Origin of the sequence: Nocardioides sp. (assembly GCF_047607365.1) — a bacterium.
GTDB lineage: Bacteria > Actinomycetota > Actinomycetes > Propionibacteriales > Nocardioidaceae > Nocardioides.
Map to the genome: position 1 here is coordinate 1 of NZ_JASGDD010000028.1, position 17,817 is coordinate 17,817.

At 68.8% G+C, this 17,817-nt stretch carries 16 protein-coding genes and 1 tRNA gene; 6 read left to right on the forward strand and 11 right to left on the reverse strand.

All coding sequences use genetic code 11. The features are described 5' to 3' along the window. Positions 1–39: 39 nt before the first annotated feature. Together QM572_RS02360 and QM572_RS02365 are read right to left on the reverse strand one after the other, a co-directional pair. Positions 40–1,035 carry an NAD(P)/FAD-dependent oxidoreductase gene (locus tag QM572_RS02360; protein WP_415089622.1) on the reverse strand — a complete coding sequence of 332 codons (996 nt, stop codon included), beginning with the start codon at positions 1,033–1,035 and terminating at the stop codon, positions 40–42. A gap of 8 nt (positions 1,036–1,043) precedes the next feature. Then, the gene (locus tag QM572_RS02365; RefSeq protein ID WP_415089624.1) at positions 1,044–2,708 is read right to left on the reverse strand and encodes an FAD-dependent oxidoreductase; all 1,665 of its coding nucleotides are present in this window, start codon (positions 2,706–2,708) and stop codon (positions 1,044–1,046) included. 199 nt (positions 2,709–2,907) lie between these two features. Here QM572_RS02365 and QM572_RS02370 point away from each other — a divergent pair, with 199 nt between their 5' ends. From QM572_RS02370 to QM572_RS02380, 3 genes are all read left to right on the forward strand, one after another. Further along, complete coding sequence (locus tag QM572_RS02370; protein WP_415089626.1) at positions 2,908–3,186, forward strand: ferredoxin; 279 nt, start codon at positions 2,908–2,910, stop codon at positions 3,184–3,186. Positions 3,187–3,226: 40 nt separating this feature from the next. After that, entirely contained in the window at positions 3,227–4,666 is a 1,440-nt protein-coding gene (locus QM572_RS02375) for an aromatic ring-hydroxylating oxygenase subunit alpha (protein WP_415089628.1), read from the forward strand. 115 nt (positions 4,667–4,781) lie between these two features. Further along, positions 4,782–6,209 (forward strand): MFS transporter, encoded by a 1,428-nt coding sequence (locus QM572_RS02380; RefSeq protein WP_415089630.1) that lies wholly within the window; start codon positions 4,782–4,784, stop codon positions 6,207–6,209. A gap of 82 nt (positions 6,210–6,291) precedes the next feature. Here the strand turns inward: QM572_RS02380 and QM572_RS02385 are convergent, their stop codons facing one another. From QM572_RS02385 to QM572_RS02395, 3 genes are all read right to left on the reverse strand, one after another. Then, positions 6,292–7,005: an ABC transporter ATP-binding protein gene (locus QM572_RS02385; protein ID WP_415089632.1), complete on the reverse strand. Its 714-nt coding sequence runs from the start codon at positions 7,003–7,005 to the stop codon at positions 6,292–6,294. Between the two features lie 4 nt (positions 7,006–7,009). Further along, a complete protein-coding gene (locus tag QM572_RS02390) occupies positions 7,010–9,760 on the reverse strand; it encodes an ABC transporter permease subunit (RefSeq protein ID WP_415089634.1) in 2,751 nt (916 codons plus the stop codon). A gap of 213 nt (positions 9,761–9,973) precedes the next feature. Then, positions 9,974–10,189 (reverse strand): hypothetical protein, encoded by a 216-nt coding sequence (locus tag QM572_RS02395; protein WP_415089636.1) that lies wholly within the window; start codon positions 10,187–10,189, stop codon positions 9,974–9,976. Between QM572_RS02395 and QM572_RS02400 the strand changes: the two genes are divergently transcribed. Both QM572_RS02400 and QM572_RS02405 read left to right on the forward strand, forming a co-directional pair. Beyond that, positions 10,188–11,285, forward strand: coding sequence for an ABC transporter substrate-binding protein (locus QM572_RS02400; protein WP_415089638.1), 1,098 nt, complete (start codon positions 10,188–10,190; stop codon positions 11,283–11,285). The two genes, QM572_RS02395 and QM572_RS02400, sit on opposite strands and share 2 nt — an antisense overlap. A gap of 123 nt (positions 11,286–11,408) precedes the next feature. Next, a complete protein-coding gene (locus tag QM572_RS02405; RefSeq protein ID WP_415089640.1) occupies positions 11,409–12,494 on the forward strand; it encodes a Gfo/Idh/MocA family protein in 1,086 nt (361 codons plus the stop codon). A gap of 69 nt (positions 12,495–12,563) precedes the next feature. Here the strand turns inward: QM572_RS02405 and QM572_RS02410 are convergent, their stop codons facing one another. Then, entirely contained in the window at positions 12,564–13,382 is an 819-nt protein-coding gene (locus tag QM572_RS02410) for an alpha/beta fold hydrolase (RefSeq protein WP_415089642.1), read from the reverse strand. 310 nt (positions 13,383–13,692) lie between these two features. Between QM572_RS02410 and QM572_RS02415 the strand changes: the two genes are divergently transcribed. After that, on the forward strand, positions 13,693–14,610 hold the full coding sequence (locus tag QM572_RS02415; protein WP_415089644.1) for an IclR family transcriptional regulator: 918 nt from the start codon (positions 13,693–13,695) through the stop codon (positions 14,608–14,610). Between the two features lie 75 nt (positions 14,611–14,685). Here the strand turns inward: QM572_RS02415 and QM572_RS02420 are convergent, their stop codons facing one another. From QM572_RS02420 to QM572_RS02440, 5 genes are all read right to left on the reverse strand, one after another. Next, entirely contained in the window at positions 14,686–15,435 is a 750-nt protein-coding gene (locus QM572_RS02420) for a 2-keto-4-pentenoate hydratase (RefSeq protein ID WP_415089646.1), read from the reverse strand. Between the two features lie 973 nt (positions 15,436–16,408). Then, positions 16,409–16,482 (reverse strand) — tRNA-Arg (locus QM572_RS02425). Positions 16,483–16,537: 55 nt separating this feature from the next. After that, positions 16,538–17,056 carry a hypothetical protein gene (locus QM572_RS02430; RefSeq protein ID WP_415089648.1) on the reverse strand — a complete coding sequence of 173 codons (519 nt, stop codon included), beginning with the start codon at positions 17,054–17,056 and terminating at the stop codon, positions 16,538–16,540. Further along, positions 17,026–17,541 carry a hypothetical protein gene (locus tag QM572_RS02435; protein WP_415089650.1) on the reverse strand — a complete coding sequence of 172 codons (516 nt, stop codon included), beginning with the start codon at positions 17,539–17,541 and terminating at the stop codon, positions 17,026–17,028. Before QM572_RS02435 ends, QM572_RS02430 begins: the two co-directional genes overlap by 31 nt. After that, complete coding sequence (locus QM572_RS02440; RefSeq protein WP_415089652.1) at positions 17,538–17,816, reverse strand: cytochrome C oxidase subunit IV family protein; 279 nt, start codon at positions 17,814–17,816, stop codon at positions 17,538–17,540. Before QM572_RS02440 ends, QM572_RS02435 begins: the two co-directional genes overlap by 4 nt. Position 17,817 lies beyond the last annotated feature (1 nt).

The window sequence follows — 17,817 nt, forward strand, 5'->3', positions numbered from 1 at the left end:
CCACACGATCGTGTGGCCGCTCCGCTTCGTCGCGTGGATCTACTGGACGGGGGCCGGGGCGTAGTCCGAGAGATGGCCGGGGAAGGCCGGCACCGTCGGATCGAGGTAGGCCGCGATGTTGTTCACCGCCGTGGCGACCTCCCCGAAACCGGCCACGATCAGCTTGACCTTGCCCGGATAGTCGACGATATCGCCCGCGGCGTAGATCCCCGCGACGTTGGTCGCTCCCGAGGAGTCGACCGCGATCGAGCGACGCGACATCTCGAGTCCCCACTCCTGCAGCGGGCCCAGGTTCGCCGTGAATCCGAGCGCGGCCACGATCTTGGTCGCGGGCAGGGTCTTGGTGCCCTCCTCGGTAGTGACGTCGACCTCCTCCACGACGGCGCGACCGCGGACCGCGGTCACCCGCGCATCCGTGAAGATCTGGACCGAGGAAGCCTTCATCTGCTCCACCGACGCCGGGTGAGCCCGGAAGTCGCCCCGGCGGTGCACCACCGTGACCGACCGGGCGATGGGCTCGAGCATCAGCGCCCAGTCGACTGCGGAGTCACCGCCGCCGACGATCACCACATCCTCGCCCAGGCAGGTCGACGGGTCCCGGACGAAGTGCACCAGACCGCGACCGAGGAACTCCCCGCCCGCCGGCAGCGGCCGCGGGGTGAACGTGCCGATGCCTCCGGTGATGACGATCGCGCGGGTGCGGATCACCGTTCCCTTGGCGGTGGTGACCGTGAAGCCGCCGTCCTCCCTACGCACCAGCTCCGAGGCCTGCTCGGAGAGGAGGTAGTCGACCTTGTGCTGGGCGGCCTGGCTCAACAGGTTCTCGATCAGGTCGCGCCCCCGAATGGAGACGAAGCCCGCGACGTCGACGATCGCCTTCTCGGGGAACATCGCCGTGATCTGTCCGCCGGGCTCCTCGAGGGAGTCGATCACCAGGGTCGAGAGCTTCCGTACGCCGGCGTAGTAGGCACCGAAGAGGCCGACGGGGCCGGCTCCGACGATCAGCAGATCGACCGAGTATTCAGTGGCGCTCACGCTGCGTCCTATCCGATGTCGCGCGGTGTCGTGCCCGCGAGGTGAAGCCCGGCACGGTAGCCGAAGGTGACGCTCGGGCCGATACAGCCGCCCCCACCCGGGTAGGACCCACCGAGGACCGAGGCGGAGGCGTTGCCTGCCGCGTACAGACCGTCGATGATCGGGACGCGGTTGCCCAGCACGCGCGCATCGGCGTCGATACGACATCCACCGTTGGTCCCGAGCGTGCCGGGCCACTGCTGGATCGCGCCGAACGGCGGGCCGACCACCGGCTGCAGGCTTGTCGTGTCGGGTCCGGTGAGGGTGTGCGTCTGCGCGGGGTCGCCCCACTCCGGGTCGACACCGTTCTCGGCGTTGGCGTTGTACCGCCCGACGGTCTCCTCGAGTACCTCGGGAGCCACGCCGATCTTCGTGGCCAACTCCTTGACCGAGTCCGCGAACACCAGCCAGTCCGGCGCATCCTCTCCCTCGGGCGTCTGGAGCTCCATGGCGATTCCGGGCTTCGCACCCATGATGCCGCTCTTGAGATGCTCGGAGCCGAAGATGACCCAGGCCGGCGCCTTGTTCAAGAAGCCGGGCGTGCGCTGGTCGAAGGCACCGAAGGGGTGCGAGAAGTCGTTGTAGGTGTAGCCGCCGTGCATGAACCGCTCGCCCTGCTGGTTCACGATGATCGAGCCGGCGCCGAGGCCCATCAGCATCTGCGGCAACGGGTTGCCGTCGCGGCCCTTCTCGAAGGGCTCGTAGATGACGCCGTAGCTGAAGAACGAGTTCATGTTGCCGAGCTTGGCGCCGACCTCCATCGCCATCTGGTGACCGTCCCCGGTGTTCATCCACGGAGTCATCGGCTGGACGTCGTAGCCGATGTAGGCCTGGACCATCTCCTTGTTCCACTCGAACCCGCCGCAGGCGAGCACGACGCCACGGCGAGCTCCGATGCGTCGCTCCTCGCCCTCCGCACCGACGGCCACGCCGATGACCGCACCGTCGGCATCGGTGATCAGGCGGGACGCCGGCGTCTTGGTCCGGACCTCGACGCCCGCGTCGAGCAGCGCTTTGAAGAGAGGGCCGATCAGGCCTCCGCCCTTGGCCCGGACCCCGTCGCGGCGCCGCTCCTCGAGGGCTTCGGGGGTGTCGGCACCCGCGGCCTGCTCGTTGAACGTGAACTCCGCCGGGGGGACCCACGGGCCACGGTTGATCAGGCCCGCGAGCTCACCGAGCTCGGCACCAGCCGGCCACGGCGACGGCGAGAGACTGCGGGAGAAGGGCTTGACGCCGGGGATCCGATCACCGATCACCGAGTAGTAGTCGTGCAGCAGCACGTGCGGCGTGCTCACGTAGCCGGTGTGCTCCTCGAGGTACTCGACCGCCTGATGCGCGGTGTCGACGTACACCTCGATCAGCGAGGGATCGGCAGCCCTGCCGTCCGCGAGGCGCGTGACGTAGGCGATCGCCTCCTCGCGGGTGTCCCGATCGGCGATATGGCGGTTGATCGGGATCCACATGTCTCCGCCGGAGACGGCAGTCGTCCCACCGACGTACTGATCCTTCTCCACGACAACGACGTCGGCGCCGCCGTTGGTTGCGACCAGCGCAGCGGTGAGCGCGCCGCCACCGCTTCCCACCACGACGACGTCATGGACCTCGTCCCAGCCGGGTCCGTTGACTCCAGGCACAGCAACTCCTCAGGCATCGGAAATACGAATCTTCCCGGACGCTATCCCCGCCGGAACACACCTGCAGGTCGCCGTCCCGCCGAGCGGGAGCGGGGTTAGACCGCCTTCGCCAGGAGAGCGCAGAGTTCCTCACAAGCCACCCAGCCGCGGCCATTCGTCGCCGCGCCAGCGCATCGGAAGGGACGAGAGGACAGAGCTCATGAGCGAGGAACTGACCGTCTGGATCGAGCAGAAGCTGTGCACCGGGGACGGTCTGTGCACGCAGTACGCGCCAGACGTCTTCGAGTTCGGCGACGACGATCTCGCCTACGTCAAGGGAAGCGACCAGGTGCTCCTGACTCTCCATGGCGCCCGCGCCGAGGTGCCGGGCGATCTGCGCGACGACGTCATCGACGCAGCTGACGGTTGTCCCGGCAACTGCATCCATGTCGTCCGCGCCTCCGACGACGTCGAAGTCGCCGGCCCTGACGCCGACTGAAAACCGTCCCACACCATCCACATCGAAGGAGTGATTCCACGTGTCGATCGTGCTTGAGCCCAAGCTGAAGCAGAGGGGCCAGACGCCCTGGTTCGAGGGCGACGTGCCGCCCGACATGGTTCCCGACAAGTACCGCCTCAACCGGGCCTTCGTCCCGAAGGGTCGCTACCTCGACCCCGACTTCCAAGACCTGGAGCTCGAGCGGGTCTTCGGCAAAGCCTGGCTGATGGCTTGCCGTGTCGAGGAGCTCACCGGCGTCGGCTCCTACGTGGAGTATGAGATCGGCAAGCACTCGATCATCATCGTCCGCGAGGCCAAGGACTCGATCCGGGCCTACTTCAACGCCTGCCGACACCGCGGCACGCGGCTCGCCCGCGGCAAGGGGCGGGTCGGCTCCCTGATCTGCCCGTTCCACGGCTGGCGCTGGAACCTGGACGGCTCGATCCGCCTGGTGCTCGACCGGGAGGAGTTCGTGCCGCGCTCCGACGACGATCTCGGCCTGGTCAGGGTGCGGGTCGACACCTGGGGCGGCTTCGTGTTCATCAACATGGACCCCGAGGCGATTCCGCTGCACGCGTACCTCAACCCGATCGTGGACTACTTCGCACCGTTCCAGTTCGAGAACATGCGCGCCCGCTGGTGGAAGAGCACCGTCCTTCCGTGCAACTGGAAGACCGCCCTGGACGGCTTCCTGGAGGCGTATCACGTCGCCGGCACGCACCCGCAGCTCTTCCGGATGGACAAGTCCAACACCAACACCATCTCCATCGCCGAGCTCGAGCACCGGGCGTGGGCTCCGACCACCACCTACGAGCGGCACGCGCACTACTCGGCCCTCGGCGAGAAGTCGACGGTCAAGCCGGACACCGGCAAGGACCCCAACGCCCGCGGCACCGACGGCATCGAGGACCCGCGCGTCGGCTACGCGATGAGCGTGCAGTACATCTACGACGACATGAAGGGCCTGGAGAACGAGCGCAGCTGGCAGGCCGCCGAGGCGCTGAAGACGGCAGAGATCCCCGAGGGCAGCAACGTCGGGGAGGTCTTCATGAGGCTCTACCGCGAGACCGTCGAGGCTTCGGGCCGGGAATACTGCGAGATCTCGCCGCAGCAGTGGGCCGATGCCGGCACGGCGTGGAACGTGTTCCCGAACACGATCCTGCTGCCGAACAACGGGTCCGCCTTCGGCTACCGCGCCCGTCCCCACGGCTCCAACCCGGACCAGTGCCTCTTCGAGATCTTCGCCCTCGACCAGATCCCGGTCGCGGACTACGGCAGGAAGTGGGAGCTCGAGCACGAGCACTTCGAGGACTATCGCGACGGTGACTTCGGCGAGGTCTTCGGCCAGGACATGCTCAACGCCTGGGAGGTGACCGTCGGCATGCACTCCCCCAGCTTCGACGGGCACCGGCTGAGCGAGTATCAGGAGATGACGATCTACAACCACCACCGCGTGGCGGACCGATTCCTCTGGGGATGAGTCGACCCGATCGCAGCTGAGCCGGAGGGGCTCTGGGGACACCGGTCTCCAGAGCCCCTCGGCATTCGCCGTTCGGCACCACCTCCACCTCCACCTCCGGCAGAGCGGACCATCCATGCAGCGCACCGTCTCCCACGCCCCCGGGCACTGGGTGACCTTCAGCGTGTTGGCGGTGTCGGTCCTCGCCTTCACCCTGCTTCAGTCCTTGGTGATCCCGGTCCTCGGCGAGTTCCGGAGCGCGTTCCGAACCGACCAGGCAACGGTCACCTGGGTCCTGACCGCGTACCTCCTCGCCGCCTCGATCTGCACGCCCCTGATCGGTCGCCTCGGCGATGCGATCGGGAAACGGAAGGCGCTCGTGCTCACCCTGGTCGCACTCAGCCTCGGTTCGTTGATGGCGGCATCGGCCGGGAGCATCGCGTGGCTCATCGCGGCACGCGTCGCCCAGGGCGCCGGAGGGGGTGTGCTTCCGCTGTCGTTCGGGATCATCCGCGACGAGTTCCCCCGGGCGAAGATGCAGCTCGGCCTGAGCATCGCCGCCTCGCTTTCTGCGGCAGGATTCGGCATCGGCATCGTGCTGGCCGGGCCCATCGTCGATCTCCTGGGATTCCGCTGGCTCTTCTGGCTTCCCATGATCACCACGGGCATCGCCGCCTTCGCGGCGCTGCTGGTGGTCCCCGAATCGCCCGTCCGAAGCCCGGGACGGATTCCCGTCGCGCCCGCCGTTCTCCTCTCCATGTGGTTGGCGGCCCTGCTGCTCGCCGTCAGCCAGGGCAACCACTGGGGATGGGGATCGGCGCGGGTCGTCTGCCTTCTCGCGATCGCGTGCGCAGCTGCGGTGGGGTGGGTCGTCGTCGAGCTTCACGTCCAGGTGCCGCTGATCGACATGCAGATGATGCGGTCACGCGGAATCTGGACGAGCAACGTCGTCTCCGCGTTCTTCGGGTCCGGCGTCTTCGCGGCCTTTGGCTTCCTCCCTCAGTTCCTCGAAACGCCCTCGCGGGCCGGTTACGGATTCGACGCGACGATCGGCGAAGCCGGGCGGATCCTGCTCCCGTCGACGATCTTCAGCGTGCTCGTCGGGCTCACGACGGCCAATCTCGTGCGCACCTTTGGCAGTCGCGCCGTGGTGATGGCGGGCACGTTCTCGATGGCCGTCGCGTTCGCCTCGATAGCGATGTGGCATGACACCCCGTGGCACCTTGCCGGGGCCATGGCACTCCAAGGGATCGGCTCGGGTCTGGTGGGACCGAGTGTCGCGGGTGTCGTCATCGTGTCCGTCCCGCCCGAGCAGACAGGCACCGCCAGCGGCATCAACGCGAACGTTCGCACCATAGGTGGAGCCATCGGGTCGGCCGTGATGGCCGGGATGGTCACAGCGCATCCAGGCATCGAGGGGTATCCGACCGAGCGTGGCTACGTCGTGGGATTCCTCATCCTCGCGGCAGGAATGCTCCTCGCGACCGCCGCCGCGTGGGCGATCCCGCGCGTCCTCGTTCCGCCCCGGAGCCTCACCCGCAAGCAGCGCGTCGAGACGCTTTGAGCGTGCTCCGGGCGTGTCGGGACCAGAGCCAGGAACCCCGGTCCGCACAACGTGGACGCGGGCTTCCGGGGATACGCCGGACTCAGTCGACGGCGGCGCCCGCAGAGCCGAGATAGGAACGCTCGACGGACTCCATGTCCGCCAGCAGGTCCGATGCCTTGCCCTCCATCGCCACCGTCCCGCGCTGGAGGACGTAGGCGCGGTCGGCGTAGGCGAGAGCGAGATGGGCGAACTGCTCGACCAGCAGTACGCCGACGCCCTGCTCGGCCACGGACGCGAGCAGCTTGAACATCCGGGTGACGATGATCGGCGCGAGCCCGAAGGAGATCTCGTCGACCAGGATCAGGCGTGGCTTCGAAACGACCGCACGAGTCAGCGCCAGGATCTGCTGTTCGCCTCCTGACAGGTCTCCGGCCTTCCGATCCTTCAGGACCTCCAACTCGGGGCTCACCTCATAGGCAGCCTCCAACGGGACGTTCGCCAGACGCAGGTTCTGTGCGACGGAGAGCGCCCGGATGATGCCCCGGTGGTCGGGCAGGAAGGCCAGGCCCTTCTTGCTCCGCTCGTGAACGCTTCCGGTCGCCGGCGCGCCGAAGAGCTCCACGGTTCCCGTGGACGGGATCGCCCCGCTCAGGGCGAGGAGCGTCGTGGACTTCCCCGCCCCGTTCGGACCGAGGACAGCCACGATCTCACCCTCACCGACGCGTAGGTCGAGCCCGTGGAGAACCTCCGTCCGTCCATAGCCGGCCTTGAGGCCGGTGGTCGCCAGGGCCGGCGTCGTCAACACGCGTGTCATGGATTCACCCGTTCGTCGTGGCAGTGATGGCATCGTCAAGGTCCTGATCGAGGTCGTCGCTGGGAACGTCCTCGGTGTCGGAGTCACCTAGATAGGCCGAGCGAATCGTCGGATCGTGGATCGCGTCATCGACGGCGCCGTCGAAGATCGTGCGACCGAAGTCGATCGCCACGACGTGATCGCAGATGGCGGTGACCATGGCGAGGTCGTGCTCGACGAGCAGCATCCCGATGCCGCGCTGGGTCGCGATGCGACGCAGGATGGTGCCCAGGTGCTCGGTCTCGGCCCGGTTCAGCCCGGCGGCCGGCTCGTCGAGGAGAAGGACCGCCGGACCTGCCGAGATGGCCCGAATGACGCCCAGCAGTCGGCGCTGGCCCTGCGAGAGCTCGTCGGGGGTGGCGTCGAGGTCGGTCAGGCCGACTTCCTCCGCCGCCTGGCGGACCGAGGCCGGGAGCGCGACCTTGCGGATCCAGAAGAGATCGGTGATCCAGTGCCACCAGCGCACCGGCTCCAGCGCAACGGCGAGGTTCTCCGCGACCGTCAGGTCGTTGAACGGCTCCACGGTCTGGAAGGTCCGTCCGACGCCACCGATCGAGCGCCCCTGCGGGGAGATCGCGCTGAGGTCGGTCTCGCCCAGCGCGATCGTGCCGTCGGTGGTTCCGGCGAAACCGGAGATCGCATCGATCGCCGTGGTCTTTCCCGCACCGTTCGGGCCGATGAGGCCGACGATCTTCCCGGGCTCGATCGTTAGGTCGAGACCATCGACAGCCGTCACGGCGCCGTATCGGACCGACAGGCCGCGGACCTCGAGCTTGGCCTCTGGGCGCTCGGCCACCGGGGCGCCAACCCGGACTTCGGCCGGCTTGCGCCCTCCCCCGAGACGCGTCCAGAGGTTCCGGAACGGCTTCATCTGGCCGTCGGGGTTGAAGATCAGGGACAGGATCAGGCCGATGCCACCCAGCGCGATCAACCAGCCCTGGACGTTGTCGTGCCCGAAGAACACGTAGGTGAAGATCCCCGACGGAGAGATCAGCGCGCCAAAGATCGGGCCGAGCACGTAGCCGACACCGCCGATCAGCGCGAAGATCACCATGTTCAGCGAATCGAGGACGTCGAAGCTGTCGTAGGTCACCGAAGCGTGCTGGAAGGCCATCAGGACGCCACCGAGGGAGGCGATCGCGGCCGAGACGACGAAGGCGGCCGTCTTCGACAGGCTCAGACCGATCCCCGAGGACGCGGCAGCGCGTTCACTCGTGCGCAGCGCCATGAGACGCCGCCCCGTGGGACTGGCGCGAAGATTCGAGACGCCGACGGCGACCAGCCCCATCACCAGCATGGCGAGCGCGGCGTAGCGCTGTGGATGGGCGACGGCGTCGAGGCTCATGCCGAAGAGCGACGGAGTCTCGACCGGCGTACCGCCGTAGACGTTGGACAGTGTCAGGTTGCCGTTGCTGTACAGCACGTTCTGCAGTGCGACACCGACGCCGAGTGTTGCGATGGCCAGCGTCGGACCACGCGTCCGGAATGCCGGAAGCGCGAAGACGACGCCCGCGGCCGAACCCGCCAGCACCCCCGCCATGAGAACCGCGAGGAACGGCCAGCCGGCACTGTGACTCAACGCCGCCGAGACGAGCGCGGCGATGCCTGCGATGGAGAGCTGGGCCAAGGCGGCCTGCCCCGCGAGGCCGGTGACCACGACGAGGGAGAGAGCGACGATGCCGAAGGCTGCCATCGTCGCCAGCTGGGTCGCCAGACGGTCCGAAGCCAGGAAGACCAGGGCAGCCAGCAGGACGCTGAACACGACCCCGAGGAGCGGGGACACGACCGCCCGCCCGACGGACGGCAGTCGCGTGGCCACCTCGCCCCGCTTGGGGAACGGCGTCCCACCGGCCACGAGGATGACGATGATGATGATGAACGGGAGGGCATCGGGCCAGCCGCCGTTGAACTTCTCACCGAAGATGTCGCTCTGGTAGCGGACCAACAGGCTCTGGCCGATGCCGATGACCAGGCCCCCGGCGATCGTCAGGCCGTAGGAGGAGAATCGCCCGATCATCGAGGCAGCCAAGGTCGGGATGACCAGCAGCACGATGGGGTCCGGGCTGAGCGATCCGAGGATCGGCACCAGGAGGACTCCGGCGAGGCCCGCGGCACCAGCACCGACCATCCAGTTGAGCAGTGCGATCATGTTGGTGTTCACGCCCATGGTCGAGGCCACCAGCGGACTCTCGGCCCCGGCAGTCGTCGCCAGACCGAACTTGCTGCCCGTCATCACCAGGCGCAGCACCAGGCCCAGCACGAGCGTCACACCGACGACGATCAGCCGGTCATACGTGAGGCTGATGTCGTGACCGAGCCTGAGCGAGCCGTCGGGATACGGCGAGGAGACCGGCTGCGTCTGGAAGTCCTGGCCGAAGATCAGGGGCACGAACTGCTGCAGGATCGCAAGCACGCCGAGGGTCGCGATGATCTTGACCAGCGGCGCTGACTCGCGCAGGGGCCGCATCACCAGGAGCTCGATGAGCGCTCCCACCGCCGCGGGACTGGCGATGCCGATCAGGGCGGCGATCGGGAACGGCAGGTTCCACCGTTCGTAGGCCCACACGAAGAGCACGCCGCCCAGCAATGCCATCGCCCCGTGGGACAGGTTGAGGACCCCCGATCCTCGGTACACCTGGGTGAGGCCGAGGCCGGAGATCGCATAGGCGCCCCCCGCTCCGAGGCCCAGCACCGCAAATTGAAGAAACTCTGCCATCTCCTGCTCCCCTGCCGTCGAGGCTCTGACCGGGCCGGCGCTCGGAGCGCCGGTCAATCGGTGATGCGGCGTTCTTAACACCGCCGGAAACACGGCCGCCCTCACGGTTCCCGCTTAGCGGGACACGTCGATGCCCGGCGCTCGAAACCCCCACTAGCGTGCGCCAGCGCTTGAGGTTCATCTGTGCCCCGGTCACGAGGACGAGTGTTCCGTCTATCGGTCGAGCGCACCCCTTACCACCCGAGGAGACCCCATGGAAACCAAACGGAATGCGTCGAAGCTGATTGCACTCACCACCGTGCTTGCGCCGCTGCTGGTGGCGTGTGGAAGCTCGGACGACGGCACCGCCGGATCGTCCTCGACGACTGCGGCGAGCGCCGCCGCAGCCACAGGCTGCAAGACCCCCACCGGCTCGACCGTCAAGGTCATGGCACTCCTCGAGGAGGCGAAGGCCTACAACGTCTCCCAGCCCAGCTCGCGTGCCGGCATCGACTCCAAGGTGAAGGCGATCAACTGCGCCGGTGGCCTGGGCACGGCTGGCAGCAAGGTCGAGGTGGTGTACTGCGTCAGCAACTACGATCCGAACGCCGTCGACGCCTGCGCCAACAAGGCCGCCGACGACACATCCATCGTGGCCGTGGCAGGCGGCGGTGTCGCCGAGGGCACGCCCGGCGCGACCTTTGCCAAGGCAGGCCTCACCAGCATTCCGCAGACGGCGTACGCCAGCGACCTGAACGGAGCCACGACCTTCGCCATCGCCCCGAGCGGCGTCCAGCTCGGCCCGGGTGAGCCCGTGATGGGATGCATGCTCGGCTATGAGAAGCAGTCCCTCCTCCTCATCCAGAACCCCGCGGCTGCGGGTGTTCCTGACCTGGACAACGCTGCGCTGAAGAGCTACGACTGCCCGGACCTGCTCCGGACGGTCCAGGTCCCGCAGACCGCGACCGACCTGTCCTCCCAGGTCGTTGCGGCCTCCAAGGACGCCGACGCCATCGTTCTCGCCGTCGGGCCGGCCCAGGCCGTTGCCGCGTTCAAGGCGAAGCAGCAGCTCGGCATCGACGTCCCCTTCATCACGAACTCCGGCACCATGACCGCCGACACCATCAAGGCCGCGGGCGCAGCGGCCGAGGGGGTGCTCGTCGAGTCCCAGGCCTACCTCCCGGCCGATGACTCCGAGTCCACCGGGGCGGCCCAGTTCCGAGCCGACATGAAGGCGAACGGAACCTCGGACCTGGTCGATGGCTGGGCGCAGGGCTCGTGGTTGACCTTCGACGTGCTTCAGGCCGCGACCAAGGACGTGGCGACCATCGATCGTGCTTCGGTCCTCGCCGCGATGTCGGCGCTCTCGAGCTACGACGGCGGTGGCCAGCTGCCGACCATCGACTTCACGAAACCGGCTCCGAACCCGGACTTCCCGCGGCTCTTCAACGACCAGTTCTCGCCTGCGGTCGTCAAGGACGGCACATTCGTCGCCCTCGAGGACGGCACGATCGACAAGTTCGTCCCCATCAGCAAGGTCGGCTGACCCCGGCACCCAGGACATCGGCAGGACACGCTCGGGCCGGCCCTTCATCGCTGGCCCCGGGCGTGTCCTGCCGCGGACCCGTCGAGACGCGGAGCGCGTGCGCGGTGGAAAGGAGCCCGACCGATGGTTGGCGCGATCGTGGTGGGAACAGGATTCGGGGCGCACACGCATGTGGAGGCGCTTCGGCGAGCAGGGGCCGACGTCGTCGCCCTGGTCGGGCGGGACCCAGACCGGACGGCTGATCGTGCGAGGCAGGTCGGCGTCGGCCAGGCGATGACCTCCTACCCGGCCGCACTGGCACTTCCGGAGGTCGAGGCAGTGGTGATCGCGACGCCGCCGCACACTCATGCCGGCCTGGCGCTCCAGGCCGTCGAGGCGGGCAAGCACGTGGTCTGCGAGAAGCCGTTCACTCTCGACTACGACGAGGCGAGGATCCTCCACGAGGCAGCCGAGGCTGCCGGCGTCGTGCATCTCTTCGGAACGGAGTTCCGGTGGGGCACCTCGCAGGCGCTCATCGCTCGTGCCCTGGCCGACGGCGCCATCGGCGAACCACGGCTGGCGACGTTCCTCCTGCAGATGCCCCTCCTCGCCGGGCCGGCAGCTGCGCCGCCGGACTGGTTCCTCGACCCTGGGCAGGGAGGCGGCTGGCTCGGTGCCTACGCGCCCCATCTCATCGACCAGGTGCGGGTCAGCTTCGGCGACGTCACCGGGGTGAGTGCCGCCCTGCCGACGATCTCGGACCGGGGCTGGACGGTCGAAGACACCTTCTCGGTCCGCTTCCGCACCGCCAGCGGGGTCGACGGCATCCTGCAGAGCTCAGCGGTCGACGGCGGCGACCCGTTCACGGCGACCCGCATCGTCGGGACGAAGGGGTCGCTGTGGATCGAGGGCGCGTCGGTGATGGTCGCGGACGAGCTCGGTCGCCGCGAGTGCCCGGTCCCGGAGGACCTCGTGCTGCCGGCGGTGACGCCCCCTCCGCAGCGTGTGGGTGCAGGCGCCTACGAGCAGATGATCTCCAGCGGCACCGAGATCGCCCCTGCCGTCCGCATGTACGAGGCGATGCTGGGACTCATCGGGGGACGGCCGCCGAGCGGGCCGGCGCCGGCCACCTTCGCCGACGGCCGGGCGAACATGGCCGTGCTCGATGCGATCCGGGAGTCGGCGGCTGACGGCGGGCGGTGGGTCCGGATCACGCCGGATCGAGCCTGAGCGCGAAGCGGCCTTCGCGCGAGATTCGACCTTCCGAACAGCCTCCTCGTCGCAGCAGTTCTCGCGTGCCTACGGCACGTCGCGCAGGAGGAACGAGAGCACGACGCTCTCGAATTCGTCCTTGCGCTCGATCATCGCCCAGTGACCGCAGTCGTAGAAGACGTGGAGCTCGCACTTCGCGATCAAGCGCATCGCCACCAGCGCACTGTCCATGGGGGTGACGCGGTCGTCGCGCCCGAACGTCACCAGCGTGGGAGCCTCGATCCGGCTCAGCGCCGCGACGTGGTCGGCCGCGTCGCCGCGGCGGTGCCTCATCGCGGCGAGCGCCTGGCGGTTGTGCAGCCCTCTCAGGTCAGCGAGCGCCGTCGGGTCGCTGGCCGCGTCCCATCGCAGCTGGATGAATTCGTCGGTCAGAACGGCGGGGTCGTAGACCATCGACTCCATCCAGGTCACCAGACGCTCCCGGGTCGGGTTCTCGACGAAGTCGACGAGGAGCTTGATGCCTTCGGCAGGCGAGGGGCTGAAGAGGGCGAGGCCGACGCCGCCGATGGTCACGAGGCGGCTGACGCGCCCTGGATGGTCGGCCGCGATCCGGGCAGCCATGGCGCCACCGAACGAGTTGCCGACGACCGGGACGGACTCCAGGCCGAGGCCGTCCAGGAAGTCCAGGACGGCTGGGGGTGTCTCGACGAACGGGTTTCCCGTGAGCGAGTAGCTGCCTCCGTAGCCGGGCATGTCGAGCACGTACGTCGTGAAGTGCCGGGAGAAGGCAGCGAGATTGCCGCGGAAGTTGGCCCACCCGCTGACGCCGGGACCCGATCCGTGAAGGAGGAGGAGCGGCGCACCCTCCCCCGCGACGTGGTAGTGGAGCGGTCCCTTGGCGGTCACCAAGGTTCGGCTCGTCGCCTCGTACGTCAGCTCTGTCAATGCATTGCTTCCTGTCGCCAGTCCGGATCGGTTACCCGACAGCACCGGGCCGGGCAGGACCACGATGCCGCGCCGTCCAGAACTCCGGCGCCGCTCGTTCCACCCACCGGGAGCGCGCCGGAGAGCTCTTCCGAATCCGGTTTTCTGAGTTCACATCGTTAGATCGTATGAATGAGGTAGATGTAACGCAGATCACATGCCATCATGGTCAGGCCGGCCCGACTCGATGTGGACTCCATCGAGAAGGCGCGTCAGATTTCAGGAGATGACGATGACAACCACCGCAGTCGCGAAGCCCGAACCGTCGATGGTCACGCGCATGACAGCGATCCTCGACACGTTCGACAGGTCTTACAGGTGCAGGAGCCTGCAGGACATCTCCGAGCTCACCGGCCTTCCCCGCTCGACCGCGCATCGGATCCTCGAGCAACTGGTGAGCCTGGGCTGGATCCAGCACAACATCTCCGGCTATCGCCTGGGCTGGCGAGCCAACCGCCTGCCGTCACGTGCCGACGAGGACGCCCGCCTGCGCGAGGCGGCGGCGCCGCACCTGCACGATCTCGTCATGAAGACGCGGGTCACGGTCCACCTAGCGGTTCTCGAGGGACCCATGGTCCGCTACCTCGACAAGGTCGGCGTCTCGACCTCGAGCGTGCCTTCCCGCGTCGGAGGCTCGCTACCCGCGCACCTGACCGCCGTCGGCAAGGCGATGCTCGCCCAGTTGGATCCCGAGGCACTCGATGAGGCGCTCCAGCGACTGCACTCTCACAGCGACGTGACGACGGTCGACTGGGCCCGCATGCATCGGGAGCTCGCCACCGTCCGCATGCGCGGTGGTCTCGCCGTCTCGCTCAACAGCAAACTCGCACCGGTCGCATGCATCGGAGCGCCAGTCCTCGATCGCGACGGCCGAATCGTCGGAGGACTCTCCATCTGCGACGGCGGCGCCGGCGCGCCGCTGGACAAGTTCGTTCCGCTCCTGCTGGAACATGCCCGCCGGATCTCGGCACAGCATGACGAGATCCGCCGCCGCGACGACGAGTCGCTCATCGACGAGGCTCCGCGACCGGACTGGTCCGCGCTGAGTGCCGGCGCGCCCCCACGCACCAGCCCGAACGGCCGCGCGCTGGCGCCGTGGGCCGACGACGAGCACCTCCGAGCTACCCCGGGGCCCCGGACGCAGGCATAGGAACCGAGTCCTGCCTGAGCTGCCCGAGAGGCTGCCTGCCGGACCCCAAACCGCCCGGGCATCGCCCGGCAGGAATCAACCCAGCGTCGCGACGACGCGGCCGAGGCCGGTCACGGAGGCCGCGATCCGCGCCCCCGGCTCGACCGGCACGACCGGCCCGAGGGGGCCGCTCAACACGATCTGGCCCGCCCGCAGCGGGCTGCCCAGGCCCCGGACGTGCCGGGCGAGCCAGCGCAGGCCTTCGAGCGGATCGATGACGGGCGCGAAGGAGAAGGCGCCTCCGACCTTCGCTCCGTCGATCTCCAGACGGCCCGCCACCTCGCCGATGCCCGCCTCGCCCAACGGCCGCCGCAGCGGCCCCAACACGAAGGGCCCCGAAGCGGCGTTGTCGGCGACCAGGTCGACGAGGGAGACGTCCCAGTCGACGATGCGACTGCCACTGATGTCCAGGGCGGTCACCGCGTAGTCCACCGCAGCCCGCACCTGGAGGAGACCGAGTTCGCCGTGGTCGAGGTCCCTGCCGAGGACCAAGGCGACCTCGACCCCGACGCGCGGCTGCCGCAGCACATCTCTCGGCACGGTGTCGCCACCGACGTAGGCCGTGTCGTCGAAGAGGGCTCCGGCGAACAGCCGGCCTCCGGCTCCAGGCCCTACCCCGATCCGCCAGCCGACGATGCGAGCGCCGCGGGCGACGCGCTCGTCGCAGACCATCCTCTGGACGGCGTAGGCCCCCTCGAGGTCGTCCCACCCAAGAAGATCACGGACAGGCGCACACGGCGCACCCTCCCGGTCCGCCCCGATCAGCCGGTTCGCTGCCTCCCTCATCCGATCAGACTCGAACGTGCCGAGCGGGCTCGTCCCGACGTCGGGGATGTTCTTCATTCGACTCACGTCCGTCCTTGGCTGTCACTCGCATCGACCGTCACCGACATCGATCAGGCATCCTCTGCCGGCCGTCGTGTCCGGGGCCGGAGGGGGAGTGGGCCGTGCCGTGGACCGTCGGCGTGGGCCGCGCCGGCACCTCATGCTGCCTGCGCGCCGCGCCTCGCAGGATCCCCTGCGAGCAACTGCCCTCGGACGGACGCGACACCGCGACGCCGATGGCGACGGATCGGCGGCCGCGTCGGGCCGACCGACGTCCTCACCCATCGGGACGTCCTCACCAATGGGTAGGTACGTGGTCCGGCGCAACGCTCCCCCGCGTCACGGCGACGAGATCCTGCCAAGCGAACCACAGCTCGGTCCAGAGGATACGCACATGGCTCCGCCCCGGGTTCTCGCGAGCAATCTCGACCAGACACTGAGCGAGCAACGCGGAGGAGTAGATCATGGCCTGCGAACCGAACGATGGGCGATCATTCGGCCATCGTGATGCGTGACGAGCGTTCACGGCGTATGTCGTCCCGGCCAGCGGGAGCGCGGCGGCTACGGGATCTGCTGTCGAGATCTTCCCAGGGGGCTGCGGCCTGCCGGCCAGGTGGTCAGTTCGACGAGCTCATCCCCTGGGAGCGGGAGGCCCCGAGAGTACTCGAAGGGGCCGCGCCCACGGACGCGCCGATCGAGGTGCCGGTGAAGCGGTGCCAGTCGCCGATCTCGACCGCGGGCGCGTATCCGCTCGGAAGGCGCGCTGAGCGCCGCCAATCGGGCGCGCCGTCGCGCCAGCGGCCACCGTCACGTCGTACGGCGAGCGGACCCGACCCGCGGGATCGACTCCGGCTGCGGCCCGCCCACCGAGCCAGGAAGGCCGGACCCAGATCCTGGGTCCGGCCTGTCCGGTATCTCCTGAGAGATCACACTGCGCGCCTGTAGGGATTCGAACCCCAGACCTTCTGATCCGTAGTCAGATGCTCTATCCAGCTGAGCTACAGGCGCCGAGCGGCCCTCGCGAGAATCGACGAGAACTGCCGACGGGCAGCCTAGCAAGGCCTCACTCGGCAGGCGAATCCGCGCCGACGGCCAGGGCGGACACCCGCCAGTGCCCGGCGACCGACCGCAGGTCGAGCACGAGCGATCCTTCGGCAGGCGTGGAGCCCTCCTCGCCCTCCTTCGTCAGGGCCCGGGTGAGGAAGACGAGCACGGTGGCGCGATCACGGCTCGCCCGGACGACGCCCGCCGAGGTGACGACCACCTCGACGGAGAGCCGGTCCTTGGTCGCCGCGGGCTCGACATCGGCATCCAGGGTCCGCTCGAAGCTGCGGCGAAAGGGTCCGGTGGTCTGGGCGAGAGCGGTGGCGCGATAGGAGTCGAAGTCGTCGTACTCGTAGCTCAGCATCGCCGGGACCGCGGCACGAGCGGCAGCCAGGACCTGGGCACGCGCGTGCTCGCCGCCGCCCGCGCGGTGACGGAGCCCGAGCAGCACGACGTTCAGGCCGACCAGGAGGACGACGACGACCGCGAGCGCGACCCGCCCACGGCTCAGCCGAAGGCCATGGAGCTGACCAGCCACCGGTCCCCCTTCCACCGGAGGTCGACCCGCAGCCTCAGATTCCGGGTGACCTCCTCCTCACCCGTCGCGACCCTGCCGGAGACGGTCACGAGGACCGTCGCGGTGCGGCGACCGATGCCGGCGAGCGCGACCTGCCCGACCCGCCCGGCCGAGGCCACCTGCTGGGTGGCATAGACCTGCCGGTACGACGTCTCGGTCGCCTCGAACCGCGCCCTGAAGGCGGCGGTCCCCAGGGCGAGGAGCCGCTCGGCGTCGCGATCGAAGCTGCTCGCGCTGATCGAGGTGAGCGCCACGGCGGCGCGGCGCGCCTGCGCCGTCGCCGCGCGCTCTGCCGCCCGGTCTGCCCGCTCGGCTCGCCACGCCATGCCTTGCAGCACCGCGAGCGCGAGCAGCGCGACGACGACGAGCCCGGCGAGCAGCGCGGCGACACGACCGCGCCCGGGGATCCGCGCTCGCAGCCGGCGCCACACGGTCCGAGCCGTCACGACGACTGACCGAGCGTCACGACGACGATCGCGACCGGAACGGCGACGGCCCAGGCCTCGAAGACCAGCCGCCCGAGGCGTGGCGCCTCGCGGAGCTCCATGAAGTCGAGCATCACCAGTCGGACCTTCCAGGCGGCGATCAGGAACGTCCCGATCAGCGCCGCGCGCTCGGAGACGCCGTCGCGCGCCAGCACGAACGCGGTGACCACGGTGGCGAGCATCAGGACGATCCACACCGTCGTCGGTCGCCGCAGGAGGGGGAGGAGCGCGGCCATC

Bases quoted from the DNA above. Each gene is read 5' to 3' on its own strand.
- QM572_RS02370 (WP_415089626.1), top strand. From the start codon at position 2,908: ATGAGCGAGGAACTGACCGTCTGGATCGAGCAGAAGCTGTGCACCGGG.
- QM572_RS02380 (WP_415089630.1), top strand. From the start codon at position 4,782: ATGCAGCGCACCGTCTCCCACGCCCCCGGGCACTGGGTGACCTTCAGC.
- QM572_RS02385 (WP_415089632.1), bottom strand. From the start codon at position 7,005: ATGACACGCGTGTTGACGACGCCGGCCCTGGCGACCACCGGCCTCAAG.
- QM572_RS02390 (WP_415089634.1), bottom strand. From the start codon at position 9,760: ATGGCAGAGTTTCTTCAATTTGCGGTGCTGGGCCTCGGAGCGGGGGGC.
- QM572_RS02400 (WP_415089638.1), top strand. From the start codon at position 10,188: ATGGCACTCCTCGAGGAGGCGAAGGCCTACAACGTCTCCCAGCCCAGC.
- QM572_RS02395 (WP_415089636.1), bottom strand. From the start codon at position 10,189: ATGACCTTGACGGTCGAGCCGGTGGGGGTCTTGCAGCCTGTGGCTGCG.
- QM572_RS02405 (WP_415089640.1), top strand. From the start codon at position 11,409: ATGGTTGGCGCGATCGTGGTGGGAACAGGATTCGGGGCGCACACGCAT.
- QM572_RS02415 (WP_415089644.1), top strand. From the start codon at position 13,693: ATGACAACCACCGCAGTCGCGAAGCCCGAACCGTCGATGGTCACGCGC.
- QM572_RS02420 (WP_415089646.1), bottom strand. From the start codon at position 15,435: ATGAGGGAGGCAGCGAACCGGCTGATCGGGGCGGACCGGGAGGGTGCG.
- QM572_RS02440 (WP_415089652.1), bottom strand. From the start codon at position 17,816: ATGGCCGCGCTCCTCCCCCTCCTGCGGCGACCGACGACGGTGTGGATC.